The organism is Ornithinimicrobium tianjinense, from assembly GCF_014636495.1.
Lineage (GTDB): Bacteria > Actinomycetota > Actinomycetes > Actinomycetales > Dermatophilaceae > Ornithinicoccus > Ornithinicoccus tianjinensis.
Window position 1 is genome coordinate 148,003 of sequence record NZ_BMEM01000004.1, and the last position, 14,379, is coordinate 162,381.

A 14,379-nucleotide genomic window follows, 5' to 3' on the forward strand; every position below is an offset into this window, starting at 1 on the left:
CGCGCCGGTGAGGTCGCTGGCCGACGACCTGCGCGCCCGCAGCGACGACGAGCTGGCCGCCCTCCTGAGGGCGCGCCCCGATCTCGCCCGCCCGGCCCCCTCCGACGTGACCACCCTGGCCGCGCGCGCCACGACCCGGGCGAGCATCCAACGGGCGCTCGACCAGCTCGACCTCGCCCACCTGCAGGCGCTGGAGGCGGTGGTGGTGGCCGCACCCGCCTCGCCTGCCGCGGTCGCCGCGCTGCTCGACTGCCCCGTGCGCCGGGCGCGGACGCTGATGGACCGGCTGCACCAGCTGGCCCTGTGCTGGCCGGCGCCGGAGGGTATGCGGCCCGCCCGGCCCGTGGCCGAGGTGGTCGGCACCCCGGCGGGGCTGGGTCCGGAGGCACCGGGCGTCCCCGAGGGGGCTGCGCTCGCCTCGGCGCTGGAGGGTCTGGGCCCGCGACCTCGGGGCCTGCTCGAGGCCCTCACCTGGGGCCCGCCCGTCGGGGCCCTGAGCCACGGCGGCGCGATGGCCGACGCCGCGGAGACCCTGGTCGCCGCGGGCCTGCTCACCCGCGTGGACGAGGACCACGTCGAGCTGCCCCGCGAGGTCGCGCTGGCGCTGCGCGGCGGTCGGCTGCACCGCCATCCCTCCACCGAGCCGCCCGCGCTCGACCTCGCCCCGCTGGACCCCGAGGTCGTCGACGCAGCGGCCGGCGGGCGCGCTGCCGAGCTCATCGTGCTGGTCACCGAGGTCGTGGACCTGTGGGGCTCGCGCCCGCCACGGGTGCTGCGCTCCGGCGGGCTGGCGGTGCGTGACCTGGGTCGGCTCGCGGCGCACCTGGAGGTGGACACCGAGCAGGCGGCATGGCTGCTGGAGACCGCCCACGCGGCCGGGCTCCTCGCCGTCGACGACGGCGGGTCGAGGTCCGGCGCGGAGCCCACCTGGGCGCCCACCCTCGAGGCCGACGACTGGTCGGACCGCTCCCCCGGCGAACGCTGGGCCCGGCTCGCGCGGGCGTGGTGGGCGATGCCGGCGGCGCCGAGCCTCGTGGGCACCGGCACGACCGGGCGCGTCAACGTGCTCTCGACCCAGACCTCCTACCCCCTCGCACGCCTGCGGCGCCACGACACCCTCACCGCCCTCGCCAGCCTGCCGCCCGGCGCGGCCCCCGACGCCGAGCAGGTCGAGACGCTGCTGCGCTGGCGTCATCCGCTGCGCTCGGCCCGCTTCGGCGCCGAGCACGGCGTGGGTGCCGACACCGCCCTGCGGGAGGCGGAGTGGGCCGGGGTCACCGGTCGCGGCGCCCTCTCCGGCCCCGGCAGGGCGCTCGTGACCGACGACGACCGCCGGGACGTGCCCAACGGCGACCGCCACGACCCGGCCGCGCTGATGGAGCCGCTCGTCCCTCCTGCGGTCGACCACGTCCTGCTCCAGGCCGACCTCACCGCGATCGCCCCGGGACGGCTCGACGGCCCGGTCCGCGCGCTGGTGCACCTCGTCAGCGACGTCGAGTCGCGGGGCGGGGCGACCGTGCACCGGTTCAGCGAGACCAGCGTCCGCCGCGCCCTCGACCTGGGATGGACGGCCGACCGGGTGCTCGCCGAGCTCGCCGCGGTCTCCCGCACCGGCGTGCCCCAGCCGCTCGACTACCTCGTGCGCGACGTCGCGCGCCGCCACGGCCAGGCGCGCGTCGGGTCGTGCGCGGCATACCTGCGCTCCGACGACCCCGCGCTCCTGGACCGGGTGGAGCGCGACCGGGCCCTGGGGATGCTGCAGTGGCGCCGGATCGCCCCGACCGTGCTGGTCTCCCCCGTGCCCGCGCCGACGGTGCTGGACCTGCTGCGCGAGGAGCAGTACGGCCCGGTCGTCGAGGGCGGCGACGGCGGGCTCGCGCTGGCCGCCGCGACCACCCGGCGCACCACCGCGCGCCCCCTCGCCCCCGTGCACGTCAGCACCGTGGACGACGAGGTCGCGCGCCAGGTCGTCGCGCTGATGCGGCGGGGCGAGGGCGCGCGGTCCTCGGGGCTCGACGAGGCCGGCACGCACACCGACCCGGTGGTCGTGACGGCGGTGCTCCGTGAGGCGGTCGCGTCCGGCTCCGCGGTCTGGATCGGGTATGCCGACGACGCCGGCGGGGTGGCCACGCACCTGGTCCGGCCGGAGTCGGTCGAGGGCGGCCGGGTGCGGGCGACGGTGGGCGAGGCGGACGTCGTCCGCAGCTTCCTGCTCCACCGGGTCACCAGGGCTCGCGCGGCGGACTGAGCGCAGCGGGCACCGCCGATCCCGAGGATCGACGACGCCCGCTGGTCAGAGCCGGTCGGCGGCCGGACCGGGATCAGCCGACGAGGGCGCGCTCGCGCTCGGGGGCCACCGCGCTCTGCGCGGAGGCACGGGTGATCAGGCCGTCCACGCTCCAGCGACCGGCGCCGAAGGCGGCGACGGCGACCAGTGCGGCCGCGATGGACAGGACGAGCTCGTAGCCGTTGGCGGTGACGAAGACGCCGTTGGGCAGGTGCACGAGGACGATCGCGCCGACCATGCTGACCAGGTTGATCAGAGCGAAGACAGGCGTGAGCACGCCGAGGATGAGGGCCGAGCCGCCGACGATCTCGGCCAGCATCGTGAACCAGGCGACAGCCCCGGCAGCCGGGACACCCATCTGGGTGAACGCACCAGCGGTGCCGGCGGGGGTGAACTCGAAGGCCTTCTGCAGGCCGTGGGCCAGCAGGACGAAGCCGACCGCGACGCGGGTCACGAGGAGCGCCGCGTCGGTGAGGGCGGGGTTGCTGCGGGCGGGGGCGAGGAGACATCGGGATCCTTCGTCTGTTAACACTACAATAGTTGTAGACGCAACTATGCACGAGGAGCCTGCTCCTGTGCAGGTTGAACCGTCGACCGGCCGACCGACGAGCACCACCACCGCCACCACCGGACACCTATCCCAGGCCCGACTATCGTCGCGAGCATGGCCGACCCCTCCAGCCCGGAGCCCAGGAGCCCCGAACCCACCATCCAGTCCGTCGACCGGGCCGTGACGATCCTCGAGACCCTCGCGGGCCGGGGCACCCTCGGGGTCAGCGAGCTCGCGCGGGAGCTGGGGGTGCACAAGAGCACGGCGAGCCGCCTGCTCGCTGCCATGGAGCGGCGTGAGCTGGTCGAGGAGTCGGGACAACGGGGCCGGTTCCGACTGGGCGTGGGCGTGGTCCGGCTCGCCGGGGCGACGAGCGCCCGGCTCGACCTCGTGCAGCAGGCCCGACCGGTCGCCGAGCGCCTGGCGGCGACCGCCGATGCCACCGCCAACGTGGCCGTTCTGGCCCGGGGCTCGGCGCTCTACGTCGACCAGGTCGGATCCCTGGGCACACTGCCCACCTACACGTGGGTGGGCCAGCACCTGCCGCTGCACGCGGCGGCCAACGGCAAGGTGCTGCTCGCCGCCCAGCCCGAGGAGGAGGTGCCGCGGATCGTCGGGGAGCTCACGGCATACACGGACCGGACCATCACCGACCTGGACGCCCTGCAACGCGAGCTGGCCGCGGTCCGGGAGCGCGGCTCGGCGCGCGCGGTGGACGAGCTCGAGGTCGGGCTGTCCACGGTCGCGGCCCCGGTGCGCGACGTGCACGGACGCGTGTGCGGGGCCCTGAGCCTGTCGGGCCCCAGCTTCCGGATGCGGCCCGCCCGGCTGGACCGTCTCGAGGAGCTCGTGGTCGAGGCTGCGGCCGCGATCTCCCGCCGGATGGGGTGGCCTGCCTAGGGCCACGTTTTGACGCGCTCCACCCGCACGTTCAGACTGGTCGTTGCGCCAGACGCGCCATGTTCCTCAGAACGCAACGCCACGGAGACGATTTCCCATGCTGGACACGACCACGACCACGACCACCGACGGGCCCCCGGGCCGGGTCGAGCCGCCAGACCCACGACCTCCGCTGGACCGGACGGTGTTCCTCGTCGCTGCAGGCCTCGCGCTCGTCTTCCTGGCCTACGGGTCGCTGGGCACCGAGAGCTTCTCCGCCGGGGCCGGAGCCGCGCTCACCTGGATCACGACCAACCTCGGGTGGCTCTTCGTGCTGGCGAGCGCCGGCTTCGTCGTGTTCTCGGCCTTCCTGGCCTTCAGCCGCTACGGCAACATCCGGCTCGGCGACGACGACGCGACGCCGGAGTTCAGCACCTTCTCCTGGGTCTCGATGATGTTCGCGACCGGCATGGGCATCGGCCTGATGTTCTGGGGCGTCGCCGAGCCGCTCACCCACCTCAACACCCCGCCGCTCGGGCGCGCGGAGCCCGGCTCCGGCGCCGCCGCCGCGCTGGCGATGGAGTACACCTTCTTCCACTGGGGGCTGCACCCCTGGGCCATGTATGCCGTGATCGGCCTGGCCATCGCCTACTTCGCCTACCGCAAGGGCACCGGCAACCTCGTCAGCGCCGCGTTCGGGCCGCTGCTCGGCCGGCACGCCGAGGGCACCGCCGGCAGGAGCATCGACGTGCTCGCGCTGCTCGCGACCCTCTTCGGCTCGGCGACCTCGCTCGGTCTCGGGGCGCTGCAGATCACCGGCGGCATCGACCACATCTTCGGCCGGGGCGGCGGTGACAAGACCCTCGCGGTGGCGGTGATCGCCTTCCTGACGCTGTGCTTCGTCATCTCCGCCGTGAGCGGCGTCGAGAAGGGCATCAAGTGGCTCTCCAACGCCAACGCGGTGGCCGCCGCAGCGCTGGCCTTCTTCCTCCTGGTCGTCGGCCCGACCGTGTTCATCCTCATGACCCTCACCGAGTCGTTGGGCGGCTACCTCACCCACCTGCCGATGATGAGCTTCACCCTCGGCGCGTTCGGCGGGAGCGAGTGGCTCGGCGGCTGGACGATCTTCTACTGGGCCTGGTGGATCTCCTGGACCCCCTTCGTCGGGATGTTCATCGCCCGCATCTCCAAGGGCCGCACCATCCGCGAGTTCGTGACCTACGTCATCGCCATCCCGAGCCTGGTGAGCTTCGTGTGGTTCGCGATCCTCGGCGGCTCCGCCTTCGACCTGCAGCTCAACCAGGGCGTCGACATGGCCGCACGCCTGGCCGATGGCACCGAGAGCGCGCTGTTCACGACGCTGGCCGACTACCCGCTGGCATCCGTGACGACCGTGCTCGCGGTGGTGCTGGTCGCCATCTTCTTCATCACCGGCGCCGACTCCGCCTCCATCGTCATGGGCATGCTGTCCCAGCGCGGGGTCGAGGAGCCCAGCCGCTGGCTGATCGTCTTCTGGGGCGTCGCGACCGGCGCGGTGGCGGCCGTCCTGCTGTGGGCCGGCGGCCTGACCGCGCTCCAGACCGGGGTGACGATCGTGGCCACCCCGTTCGTGCTCGTTCTCGTCGGCATGTGCGTGTCGCTGTGGAAGGAGCTGAAGAACGAGCCCTTCCTCTCCACGCTCCCTTCTGCCGTGCGCGACCACATCCTCGAGCACGACGCCGAGAAGAGCGCGGCGATCCTCTCGCTGCAGGCCGGCGTGGTGCCGCAGGACAGCCCCGACCTGCCCTGACCCACGCCATACCCCCCGGCCCGCAGTCCGGGCCGGGGGGTCACGCTCAGAAGACCCTGACCCGCTCCTCCGGCGCCAGCCACAACCCGTCGCCGTCGGTCGTCCCGAACGCCTCGTGGAAGGCGTCGACGTTGCGGACGGTGTTGGCGCGCAGGTCGGCGGGGGCGTGCGGGTCGACGGACAGCAGGCGGCGCGCCTCCTCCTCCCGGGCGACCGTGCGCCATACCGCTCCCCAGCCGAGGAAGAAGCGCTGCTCACCGGTCCACCCGTCCAGCTCGGGGGCGGCGCCGTCGGCGGCGATCGTGTAGGCCAGGTGCGCCAGCTCCAGGCCGCACAGGTCGCCGATGTTCTCCCCCACCGTGAGGCCGCCGTTGACCGTGGCCTCGCCGCCGGGGATGTCGCGCGGGGAGAGCTGCCCGAACTGCTCGACGAGCCGCTGGCTGCGCTCGTCGAAGCGGGCCCGGTCCTCCTCGGTCCACCAGTCGGTCAGCGACCCGTCGCCGGCGTAGCGGCTGCCCTGGTCGTCGAAGCCGTGCCCGATCTCGTGCGCGATCACCGCCCCGATGCCGCCGTAGTTGACCGCGTCGTCGGCCTCGACGTCGAAGAACGGTGGCTGCAGGATCGCGGCCGGGAAGACGATCTCGTTGAGCACCGGGTGGTAGTAAGCATTGACCGTCTGGGGCGTCATAAGCCACTCGTCCCGGTCGATGGGTCGCCCGATCTTGGCGAGCTCGCGGTCGGTCTCGAAGGCCGCGCCCCGTCGCACGTTGCCGACCAGGTCCTCCGGGTCGAGCCGGTATGCCGTGTAGTCGCGGAAGGTCGGCGGGTGGCCGATCTTGGGCCGGAAGGCGGCCAGCTTCTCCAGGGCCCTGGCCCGGGTCTGCTCCCCCATCCACTCCAGCTCGCCGATCCGGCGCCGGAAGGCCTCGGTGACGTTGGCGACCAGCTCGGTCATCCGCTCGTGCGCGGCCGGCGGGTAGTGCGCCGCGACGTAGAGCTCGCCGGCGGCCTCGCCGAGCAGGGCCTCGACCAGGCCGACGCCGCGCTTCCACCGCTCCTTGTTGGCCGGCGTGCCGGACAGCGCGGTCCCGTGGAAGGCGAAGTGCGCCGCGACGAGGTCCTCGGTCAGGTAGGGAGCCAGACCGTCGAGCACGCGGACAGCGAGCCAGGCGCGCCAGTCCTCGACCGGCACCTCGGCCAGCGCGGCACCGATGGCGGTCAGCACGTCGGGCTGCCGAGCGACCACGTGCGCGAGGGCACCGGCAGGGGCACCCAGCCCCTCGGCATACGCCTCCCAGTCCCAGCCCGGGGTCGAGGCCGCCAGCTCCTCGGCGGACAGACGCGTGTAGGAGCGCACCGCGTCGCGCGTCGCGACCCGGTCCCAGTGGGCGTCGGCGATCCGCTCCTCGAGCGCGTAGACACGGTCCGCCGCGTCGGCGCCGAGGTCGAGTCCGGCCGCCTCGAGCGCGGGCGCGCCCAGCTCGAGCAGGCGGGCGAGGTAGGTCCGGTAGGCGTCGCGGACCGCGGCGTGCTCCTCGGCGGTGTAGTAGGCCTCGTCGGGCAGGCCGATCCCGGCCTGGTGCAGGTAGACGATGTAGTCCTCGGGGCTGCCGGCGTCGGCGGTGACCCAGGGGCTGACCAGCCCGTCCAGGCCCTCGCGCTGGTGGCGGCCGCTCAGCCGCACCACGTCCGAGGGCGTCGCGACGGCCGCAACGTCGCGCAGCGGCGCGACCAGCGGCTCGGTGCCCAGGGCGGCCACGCGGTCGGTGTCCATGAAGCTGGCGTAGAGGGCGCCGACCTTGCCCGCCGGCGTCTCGAGCGCGGGCTGCTCGGCGGCGGCCGCCTCGATCAGCTCGCGCACCGCCGCCTCCGCCTGCTCGCGCAGCTGGTCGAAGCTGCCGTAGCGCGACCGGTCCTCCGGGATCTGGGCCGTCGCCAGCCAGGTGCCGTTGACGTGGGCGAAGAGGTCGTCCTGCGGGCGCACGGAGGGGTCGAGATGGGCGCGGTCGATACCGGTCTGCATGCCCGTCAGGGTATGTCGTACCTCACACCTTCTCCACGCCGCCCGCCGCGTCACGCCACAGGCGTACATTGCGAGGAGTGGGCGTCATCGAGATCCATGACCTGGTGAAGCGGTTCGGGTCCACCGTGGCCCTCGACGGGCTCGACCTCACGGTCGAGGCGGGGGAGATCCACGGCTTCCTCGGACCCAACGGCGCAGGCAAGTCCACGACGATCCGCGTCCTGCTGGGCCTGCTGCGCGCCGACGCCGGCACGGCACGCCTGCTCGGGGGCGACCCGTGGTCGGACGCGGCGGAGCTGCACCGACGCCTGGCCTACGTGCCGGGCGACGTCAACCTCTGGCCCGGGCTGACCGGCGGCGAGGTCATCGACCTGCTCGGTCGGCTGCGCGGGGGCCTCGACGAGCGCCGTCGCAAGGACCTGCTGGAACGCTTCGACCTCGACCCCACCCGCAAGGGCTCGACCTACTCCAAGGGCAACCGGCAGAAGGTCGCGCTCGTCGCGGCCCTGGCCTCCGACGTCGAGCTGCTCCTGCTGGACGAGCCGACCGCAGGGCTCGACCCCCTCATGGAGGCGCAGTTCCGGGAGGTCATCCGCCAGGACCAGGTCGACGGCCGGGCGGTGCTGCTGTCCAGCCACATCCTCTCCGAGGTCGAGCACCTCTGCGACCGGGTCTCGATCATCCGCGCCGGCCGGGTGGTCGAGTCCGGCACCCTGGCCGAGCTCCGCCACCTCACCCGCACCCAGGTGCAGGCCGAGGTCTCCTCCCCCGTGCCGGCGGAGCTGGTCGGGCTGCCCGGCGTGCACGACGCCGTCGTCCACGACCACCGTTTCACCGCCCAGGTGGAGGACGCGGCGCTCGGCGACCTGCTGGCCCGACTCGCCCCGCTGGGCGTGCGCGCGCTGACCTCGACGCCACCGACGCTGGAGGAGCTCTTCCTGCGGCACTACGACCAGAGCGGCGCCGGGACGCCGCGGTCATGAACGGCCTCGCGACGCTGGTGCGGCTGGCGCTGCGGCGCAACCGCTGGTTCTACGCCGCCTGGATCCTGGGTATGGCGGCCGTCGTCCCGGCGACAGCTGCGGCCTACGAGACGATCGTCGGGGGCCTCGCGACCACGGGCGCCCTGGACCTGCTGGCGGAGAACCCGACGATGCGCGCGATGCTCGGCCCGCCCTACGACCTCACCTCTCCCGGTCCCTTCACGGTATGGCGCGTGGGCACCTTCATGGCGACCGTCGCCGGGATCATGGCGATCCTGGGCGTGGTCCGGGTGACCCGGGCGGACGAGGAGGAGGGCCGCACCGAGCTGCTGCGCTCCGGCGTCGTCGGCCGGCACGCGCCGCTCACCGCCGCGGTCGTCGTCGGCCTGCTGGCCTGCGCGGTGCTCGGGCTGCTCGTCGGGGTCAGCATGGTCGCGGTCGGTGAGCCGGTCGTGGGCTCGGTCGCCTACGGCCTGGGCAGCGCCCTGGTGCCGGCGGTGCTCGTCGGCGTGGGTGCCGTCGCCGCCCAGGTCACCTCCTCGGCGCGGGCCGCCCGCGGCCTGGGGCTGGCGGTGCTGGGCGCGGCATACCTGCTCCGAGCCGTCGCCGACGCCTCCGAGGAGGGAAGCGTGGTCCGCGGCCTCGCCTGGCTCTCCCCCGTGGAGTGGATGGCGCTCGTGCATCCCTACGACGGCGAGCGCTGGTGGGTGCTGCTGCTGCCGGCCGCGCTGACCGTGCTGCTCGTGGCCGCGGCCTTCGCGCTGGAGGGGCGGCGCGACCACGGCGCCGGCCTCTGGGCGGTCCGGCCCGGCCGGGACCGCGCGACCCCGGCGCTGCTGTCGGTCGGCGGCCTCGTGTGGCGCCTGCAGCGGGGCAGCCTGGTCGGGTGGTTCGTCGGCCTGGCGGTGTTCGCGCTCGGCATGGGCTCGCTGTCCGGCAGCTTCGACACGATGCTCGAGCGGATCCCGCGGCTGGAGATGATGCTGCGCCGGCTGGGCCAGGGTGCGGACACGCTCGTCGACGCCTTCTTCGTGGCGATGCTCGGCATCGTGGCCGTCCTGGCGGGGGTGCTCGCCGTCCAGCTGTGGCAGCGGCTGGCCGTCGAGGAGCATCGGGGTCACGCCGAGCTGATCCTGGCGACCGCGGTCCCGCGGACCCGGCTCGCCACGGCATACCTGCTCCTCGCGGCGGTGGGCAGCACCGTGCTCTTCGCCGCGTTCGGGGCGCTGCTGGGGCTGCCCGAGACGCTGGCCCAGGGCGACCTCGGGCCGATGCTCGGGTCGCTGCGGGGTGCGCTCGTGCTGGTGCCCGGTGCGCTGCTCGTGCTCGGGCTGGCGGTGCTCCTGCACGGCTGGGCACCCCGGCTGAGCTGGATCGTGTGGGTCGTCGTGGGGTGGTCGCTGTTCATGGTGTGGGTCGGGTCGATCCTGGGCCTGCCCGACTGGCTTGTGCGGCTGACCCCGTGGGAGGTGCTGCCCGCCCTGCCGGTGGAGGAGATGGACTGGACCCCGGTCCTCGCCATCACCGGGGCGGCGCTCGCCCTCATGGCTATGGGGCTCTGGGGCTACCGACGCCGGGACCTGCGGCTGCCCTAGGCATCTTCCGGGCCCCGGGACCGCGTGCCCAACCCACTCACCGGAGCGGCCCGCGCACGCCATACCCCGGGACCGCGTGCCCAACCCACTCCCCGGAGTGGCATGTGCACGCCAGACCCCCGGACCGCGTGCACAACCCACTCAGCGGAGTGGCATGTGCACGCCATACCTCGGGACCGCGTGCACAACCCACTCACCGGAGTGGCATGTGCACGCCATGCCCCGGGACCGCGTGCACAACCCACTCACCGGAGTGGCCCGCGCTCGGCGACCCCGACCGCCAGCGGAGGGCCGGTCAGCCGCCCGCGAGCGCCCTGACCACGCGGGACGGCGCCGGGCGCCCGAGCTGCTCGGCCATCCAGGTGCTCGTCTCGACGAGGGCCTGCAGGTCGGCGCCGTGCTCGATCCCGAGCCCGTCGAGGGCCCAGACGAGATCTTCGGTCGCGAGGTTGCCGGTGGCGGACCTGGCGTACGGGCACCCGCCGAGCCCGCCGGTCGAGGCGTCCACGACGCTGACCCCGCGCTGCAGGGCGGTGAGGGTGTTGGTCAGGGCCTGGCCGTAGGTGTCGTGGAAGTGCACGCCCACCTGGTCGGTGCCGATGCCGGCCTCCTCGAGCGCGTCCAGCAGCCGCAGCACGTGGCCTGCGGTGCCCACGCCGATGGTGTCGCCGATCGACAGCTGGTCGCAGCCGAGGTCCATCAGGCGCGAGCACACGTCGACCACCTGCGTCACCGGGACCGGCCCCTCCCACGGGTCGCCGAAGCACATCGACACGTAGGCCCGGACCCACGTGCCGGCGTCCAGGGCCCGCTTGACCACGGGCGCGAACATCTCGACCGACTCCGCGACCGAGCGGTTGAGGTTGGCCTGCGCGAAGCTCTCCGTCGCGCTGCCGAAGATCGCGATGGCGCTGACGCCCTTCTCCAGGGCCCGGTCCAGCCCGCGCTCGTTGGGCACCAGGACCGGCCGTCGCTGCCCGGTCCCCGACTCCCCCAGCAGGTCGAGCAGCTCCTCGGCGTCCCCGAGCTGCGGCACCCACTTCTGCGGGACGAAGCTGGTCAGCTCCACGGTGTCCAGCCCCGCGGCGAGCAGCCGGCGGACGAACTCGGCCTTGGTCGCGACGGGAACGACGGTCTTCTCGTTCTGGAGGCCGTCGCGCGGCCCGACCTCGTAGATCGTCACCCGCTCGGGCATCCCGGGCATCGACACGGTCATGGGTAGGGACGGCGTCGTCATGGCCACATCCTGTCAGGAGCCACCACCGCCGGGCCCCCCGGCACCGTAGCGCTCGAGGCCGGGTCGCGTTGTCACGCCCGCGCGGACCGGCGGTCGGCCATGAGCCGGCTCACCAGGGCCGCGATCGGCGGGGGCACCTCGTCCGGGCGCAACGCCGCAGCCATCGCGCGGGCCAGCCTGATCTTGCGGCCGGACGCCACCCCCGCGAAGCGGTGCAGCCGGTCCTCGACCGGGCGGTCCACCCAGGGGCGCTGCCGGCTGAACGCCCGGAACCGCTCCCCGAGCCCCTCCCGCTCCAGCAGCGCGAGGCACGCCTCGGCGCCGAGGGCCCTGATGAGCTCCTCCTCCAGGTCACGGTCGCACACGAAGAAGCCCCACCGCGCAAGGTCCGCCACGTCGTCGACGTCGCGCCCGGCCTCGCGCAGCGCGCGCACCACCACCCACGCCTCGGCCGCGTCACAGAGCCCGAGCACCTCCGCGGCGGGGCGCTGTCGCCCCGCCGCCGCGAGGTGCCGGGCGACGTTGGTCACGCCGCCCATGTCGACCAGCCGGTATGCCGTGCCCTCCCCCGTCCTGCGAGGCCCCTGCCCCTGGCTCTGCCCGTCGAGCACGGCGTCGAGCGCGGCGACGTCGCTCGGCCCCTCGAGGAGCACGAGCACGGGCACCGCTGGAGCCACGGGCATTCCCCCATCGTGCCCGGGTCAGGCACTCAGCGCCACGACGGTCGCCACCGCCGCGGTCGCCGCCTCGTGCCCCTTGTCCTCCGAGGAGCCGGGCAGCCCTGCCCGGTCGAGGGCCTGCTGGTCGTCGTCGCAGGTCAGCACACCGAAGCCGACGGGCACCCCGGTCTCCACCGCCACCTGCGTCAGCCCCGTGGTGGCGGCCTGGCAGACGTAGTCGAAGTGCGGCGTCCCCCCGCGGACGACGACGCCCAGGGCGACGAGCGCGTCATACCGGCCCGAACGGGCGAGCTGCGCGCAGGCGACGGGCAGCTCGAAGCTGCCCGGGACCCTGACCACGCGCACGTCCTCGGGCGCGACCCCGGCGTCGGCGAGACCACGGTGCGCGCCGTCCAGTAGGCCGTCCATGACCGTGGTGTGCCACGACGCGGCGACGACCGCGACGCGCAGCCCGGTGCCGTCGACGTCCAGGGTGGGTGCTCCGGCCTTGCTCATGCTGTGCTCCTCGTGCTCGCTGCAGTGGTGGTGGTCGGTGTGCTGGTCGGTGTGCTGGTCGGTGTGCTGGTCGCGACGTGGTGGGGCGCGTGCCCGAGCCGGTCGACCTTGGTCCTCAGGTAGGCGTGCGACTCCGGCGGCGGGCAGGTGCGCGAGGTCTCGGCCGTGACCGTGAGGCCGAGGGCACGCAGCGCCTGGGCCTTGTCGGGGTTGTGCGTGATGAGCCGCAGCGGTCGCGTGTCCAGGCCGAGGTCGTGCAGGATCGCCGCGCCGGCCGCGTAGTCGCGGTCGTCGACCGGCAGCCCGAGGGCGAGCTGCGCCTCGACGGTGTCGGCGCCCTCGTCCTGGAGCGCATAGGCGCGCAGCTTGTCGAGCAGGCCCACGCCGCGCCCCTCGTGCCCGCGCAGGTAGACGACCACGCCGCCCTCGCGCGCGACCCGGCCCAGGGCGTCGTCGAGCTGCGGCCCGCAGTCGCAGCGCCGCGAGCCCAGCGCCTCGCCGGTCAGGCACTCCGAGTGCAGCCGCACGAGCGGGCGCGGCCCGGGGTCCGGCCGTCCGACCAGGGCCAGGTGCTCCGCGCCGGTGACGCGGTCGCGGTAGCCGTGGACGACCAGTTCCCCTGCGGCGGTCGGCAGCACGGTGCTCGCCAGGCGCTCCACCCGGTCGTGACGCTGCCGGTGGGCGACCAGCTCGGCGATCGTGAGCACCGGCAGCCCGTGCTCGGCGGCGAGCGCGCGCACGGCGGGACCGCGCAGCAGCTCGCCGGCGTCGTCGACCAGCTCGCCGATGACGCCCACGGGTGCCAGCCCGGCGAGCCGGCAGAGGTCGACGGCGGCCTCGGTGTGGCCGCGCCGCACGAGCACGCCACCCTCCCGCGCCCGCAGCGGCACCAGGTGCCCCGGCCGCCGCAGGTCGCCCGGCCCGCTCGCCGGGTCCGCGAGCGCGCGGGCCGTCGCGCAGCGGTCGGCGGCGCTGATCCCGGTGGTCACGCCCGTCGCGGCGTCCACCGTGACGGTGTATGCCGTGCGCAGCTCGTCCTCGTTCTGCGTGACCATCAGGGGCAGGCCGAGCCGGTCGGCCCAGGCGTCCGGCAGCGGCGCGCACAGGTAGCCCGAGCTGTGCCGGACCGCCCATCCCGTCCACTCCGGCGTCAGGGTCTGGGCGGCGAGGACGACGTCGCCCTCGTTCTCCCGGTCGACGTCGTCGAGCACCAGGACCGGACGGCCCTGCCGAAGGGCGGTCAGCGCCTCCTCGACCGCGCTCATCCGGCGACCCCCTGCACGACGAGGCGCTCGACGTACTTGGCGAGGACGTCGACCTCCACGTTGACCCGCTCGCCCACGGCGCGCGTCCCGAGGGTAGTGAGCGCCAGGGTGGTCGGGATGAGGCTGACCTCGAAGGCGTCGTCGTCGACCGCCGAGACGGTGAGCGAGACCCCGTCCAGCGCGACGGAGCCCTTGCGCACGACATACCGGGACAGCTCCGGGGGCAGGGCGAGCCGGACCACCTCCCACCGGTCCCCGGGCGTGCGGCCCAGGAGCGTGGTGGTGCCGTCCACGTGACCCTGGACGACGTGGCCGCCCAGACGGGCGTCGACGCGCACGGCACGCTCCAGGTTGACCCGGGCCCCGGGGACGAGCCCGCCGAGCGTCGTGCAGGCCAGCGTCTCGGCCATCACGTCGGCGGTGAAGCCGTCGCGGCGGGGCTCGACGACGGTGAGGCAGCAGCCGTCGACCGCGACCGAGTCGCCGTGGCGCAGGTCGGCGGCGACGGTGGGGGCGCGCACCTCCAGGACGCACGACTGCGCGCCGTCGGTCCGCGAGACGAGGGTGCCGAGCTCCTCGACGATGCCGGTGAACAT

The 14,379-nt window shown here is 74.3% G+C and carries 12 protein-coding genes; 5 read left to right on the plus strand and 7 right to left on the minus strand.

Features of this window, described 5'->3' with window-relative positions; genetic code table 11:
• Positions 1-7 precede the first annotated feature (7 nt).
• Positions 8-2,248, plus strand: a complete 2,241-nt coding sequence (locus tag IEV65_RS12300; RefSeq protein ID WP_188431217.1) for a helicase-associated domain-containing protein — start codon at positions 8-10, stop codon at positions 2,246-2,248.
• Between the two features lie 73 nt (positions 2,249-2,321).
• On the opposite strand, the gene IEV65_RS12305 is transcribed toward IEV65_RS12300, so the two are convergent.
• Complete coding sequence (locus IEV65_RS12305) at positions 2,322-2,819, minus strand: DoxX family protein (RefSeq protein ID WP_188431219.1); 498 nt, start codon at positions 2,817-2,819, stop codon at positions 2,322-2,324.
• A gap of 132 nt (positions 2,820-2,951) precedes the next feature.
• Between IEV65_RS12305 and IEV65_RS12310 the strand changes: the two genes are divergently transcribed.
• Together IEV65_RS12310 and IEV65_RS12315 are read left to right on the plus strand one after the other, a co-directional pair.
• Positions 2,952-3,737: an IclR family transcriptional regulator gene (locus tag IEV65_RS12310; RefSeq protein WP_229735231.1), complete on the plus strand. Its 786-nt coding sequence runs from the start codon at positions 2,952-2,954 to the stop codon at positions 3,735-3,737.
• Positions 3,738-3,834: 97 nt separating this feature from the next.
• Positions 3,835-5,505: a BCCT family transporter gene (locus tag IEV65_RS12315; RefSeq protein ID WP_188431221.1), complete on the plus strand. Its 1,671-nt coding sequence runs from the start codon at positions 3,835-3,837 to the stop codon at positions 5,503-5,505.
• A gap of 46 nt (positions 5,506-5,551) precedes the next feature.
• On the opposite strand, the gene IEV65_RS12320 is transcribed toward IEV65_RS12315, so the two are convergent.
• The gene (locus tag IEV65_RS12320; protein ID WP_188431223.1) at positions 5,552-7,528 is read right to left on the minus strand and encodes a M13 family metallopeptidase; all 1,977 of its coding nucleotides are present in this window, start codon (positions 7,526-7,528) and stop codon (positions 5,552-5,554) included.
• 77 nt (positions 7,529-7,605) lie between these two features.
• Here IEV65_RS12320 and IEV65_RS12325 point away from each other — a divergent pair, with 77 nt between their 5' ends.
• Both IEV65_RS12325 and IEV65_RS12330 read left to right on the plus strand, forming a co-directional pair.
• The gene (locus tag IEV65_RS12325) at positions 7,606-8,511 is read left to right on the plus strand and encodes an ABC transporter ATP-binding protein (protein ID WP_188431225.1); all 906 of its coding nucleotides are present in this window, start codon (positions 7,606-7,608) and stop codon (positions 8,509-8,511) included.
• Positions 8,508-10,106, plus strand: a complete 1,599-nt coding sequence (locus tag IEV65_RS12330) for an ABC transporter permease (protein ID WP_188431227.1) — start codon at positions 8,508-8,510, stop codon at positions 10,104-10,106. The genes IEV65_RS12325 and IEV65_RS12330 overlap by 4 nt, the downstream gene beginning before the upstream one ends.
• 295 nt (positions 10,107-10,401) lie before the next feature.
• Here the strand turns inward: IEV65_RS12330 and IEV65_RS12335 are convergent, their stop codons facing one another.
• From IEV65_RS12335 to IEV65_RS12355, 5 genes are all read right to left on the minus strand, one after another.
• Positions 10,402-11,343: a hydroxymethylglutaryl-CoA lyase gene (locus IEV65_RS12335; protein WP_188431229.1), complete on the minus strand. Its 942-nt coding sequence runs from the start codon at positions 11,341-11,343 to the stop codon at positions 10,402-10,404.
• Between the two features lie 71 nt (positions 11,344-11,414).
• On the minus strand, positions 11,415-12,026 hold the full coding sequence (locus IEV65_RS12340; RefSeq protein ID WP_188431231.1) for a hypothetical protein: 612 nt from the start codon (positions 12,024-12,026) through the stop codon (positions 11,415-11,417).
• 18 nt (positions 12,027-12,044) lie between these two features.
• Positions 12,045-12,518, minus strand: coding sequence for a 6,7-dimethyl-8-ribityllumazine synthase (ribH, locus tag IEV65_RS12345; protein WP_188431233.1), 474 nt, complete (start codon positions 12,516-12,518; stop codon positions 12,045-12,047).
• Positions 12,515-13,783 (minus strand): 3,4-dihydroxy-2-butanone-4-phosphate synthase, encoded by a 1,269-nt coding sequence (gene ribB / locus IEV65_RS12350; protein WP_188431236.1) that lies wholly within the window; start codon positions 13,781-13,783, stop codon positions 12,515-12,517. The genes ribH and ribB overlap by 4 nt, the downstream gene beginning before the upstream one ends.
• On the minus strand, positions 13,780-14,379 hold the full coding sequence (locus IEV65_RS12355; RefSeq protein ID WP_188431238.1) for a riboflavin synthase: 600 nt from the start codon (positions 14,377-14,379) through the stop codon (positions 13,780-13,782). Before IEV65_RS12355 ends, ribB begins: the two co-directional genes overlap by 4 nt.

Coding starts and splice junctions, on each gene's coding strand:
- IEV65_RS12340 (WP_188431231.1), bottom strand. CDS start 12,026: ATGCCCGTGGCTCCAGCGGTGCCCGTGCTCGTGCTCCTCGAGGGGCCG.
- IEV65_RS12355 (WP_188431238.1), bottom strand. CDS start 14,379: ATGTTCACCGGCATCGTCGAGGAGCTCGGCACCCTCGTCTCGCGGACC.
- IEV65_RS12330 (WP_188431227.1), top strand. CDS start 8,508: ATGAACGGCCTCGCGACGCTGGTGCGGCTGGCGCTGCGGCGCAACCGC.
- ribH (WP_188431233.1), bottom strand. CDS start 12,518: ATGAGCAAGGCCGGAGCACCCACCCTGGACGTCGACGGCACCGGGCTG.
- IEV65_RS12320 (WP_188431223.1), bottom strand. CDS start 7,528: ATGCAGACCGGTATCGACCGCGCCCATCTCGACCCCTCCGTGCGCCCG.
- IEV65_RS12310 (WP_229735231.1), top strand. CDS start 2,952: ATGGCCGACCCCTCCAGCCCGGAGCCCAGGAGCCCCGAACCCACCATC.
- IEV65_RS12315 (WP_188431221.1), top strand. CDS start 3,835: ATGCTGGACACGACCACGACCACGACCACCGACGGGCCCCCGGGCCGG.
- ribB (WP_188431236.1), bottom strand. CDS start 13,783: ATGAGCGCGGTCGAGGAGGCGCTGACCGCCCTTCGGCAGGGCCGTCCG.
- IEV65_RS12335 (WP_188431229.1), bottom strand. CDS start 11,343: ATGACGACGCCGTCCCTACCCATGACCGTGTCGATGCCCGGGATGCCC.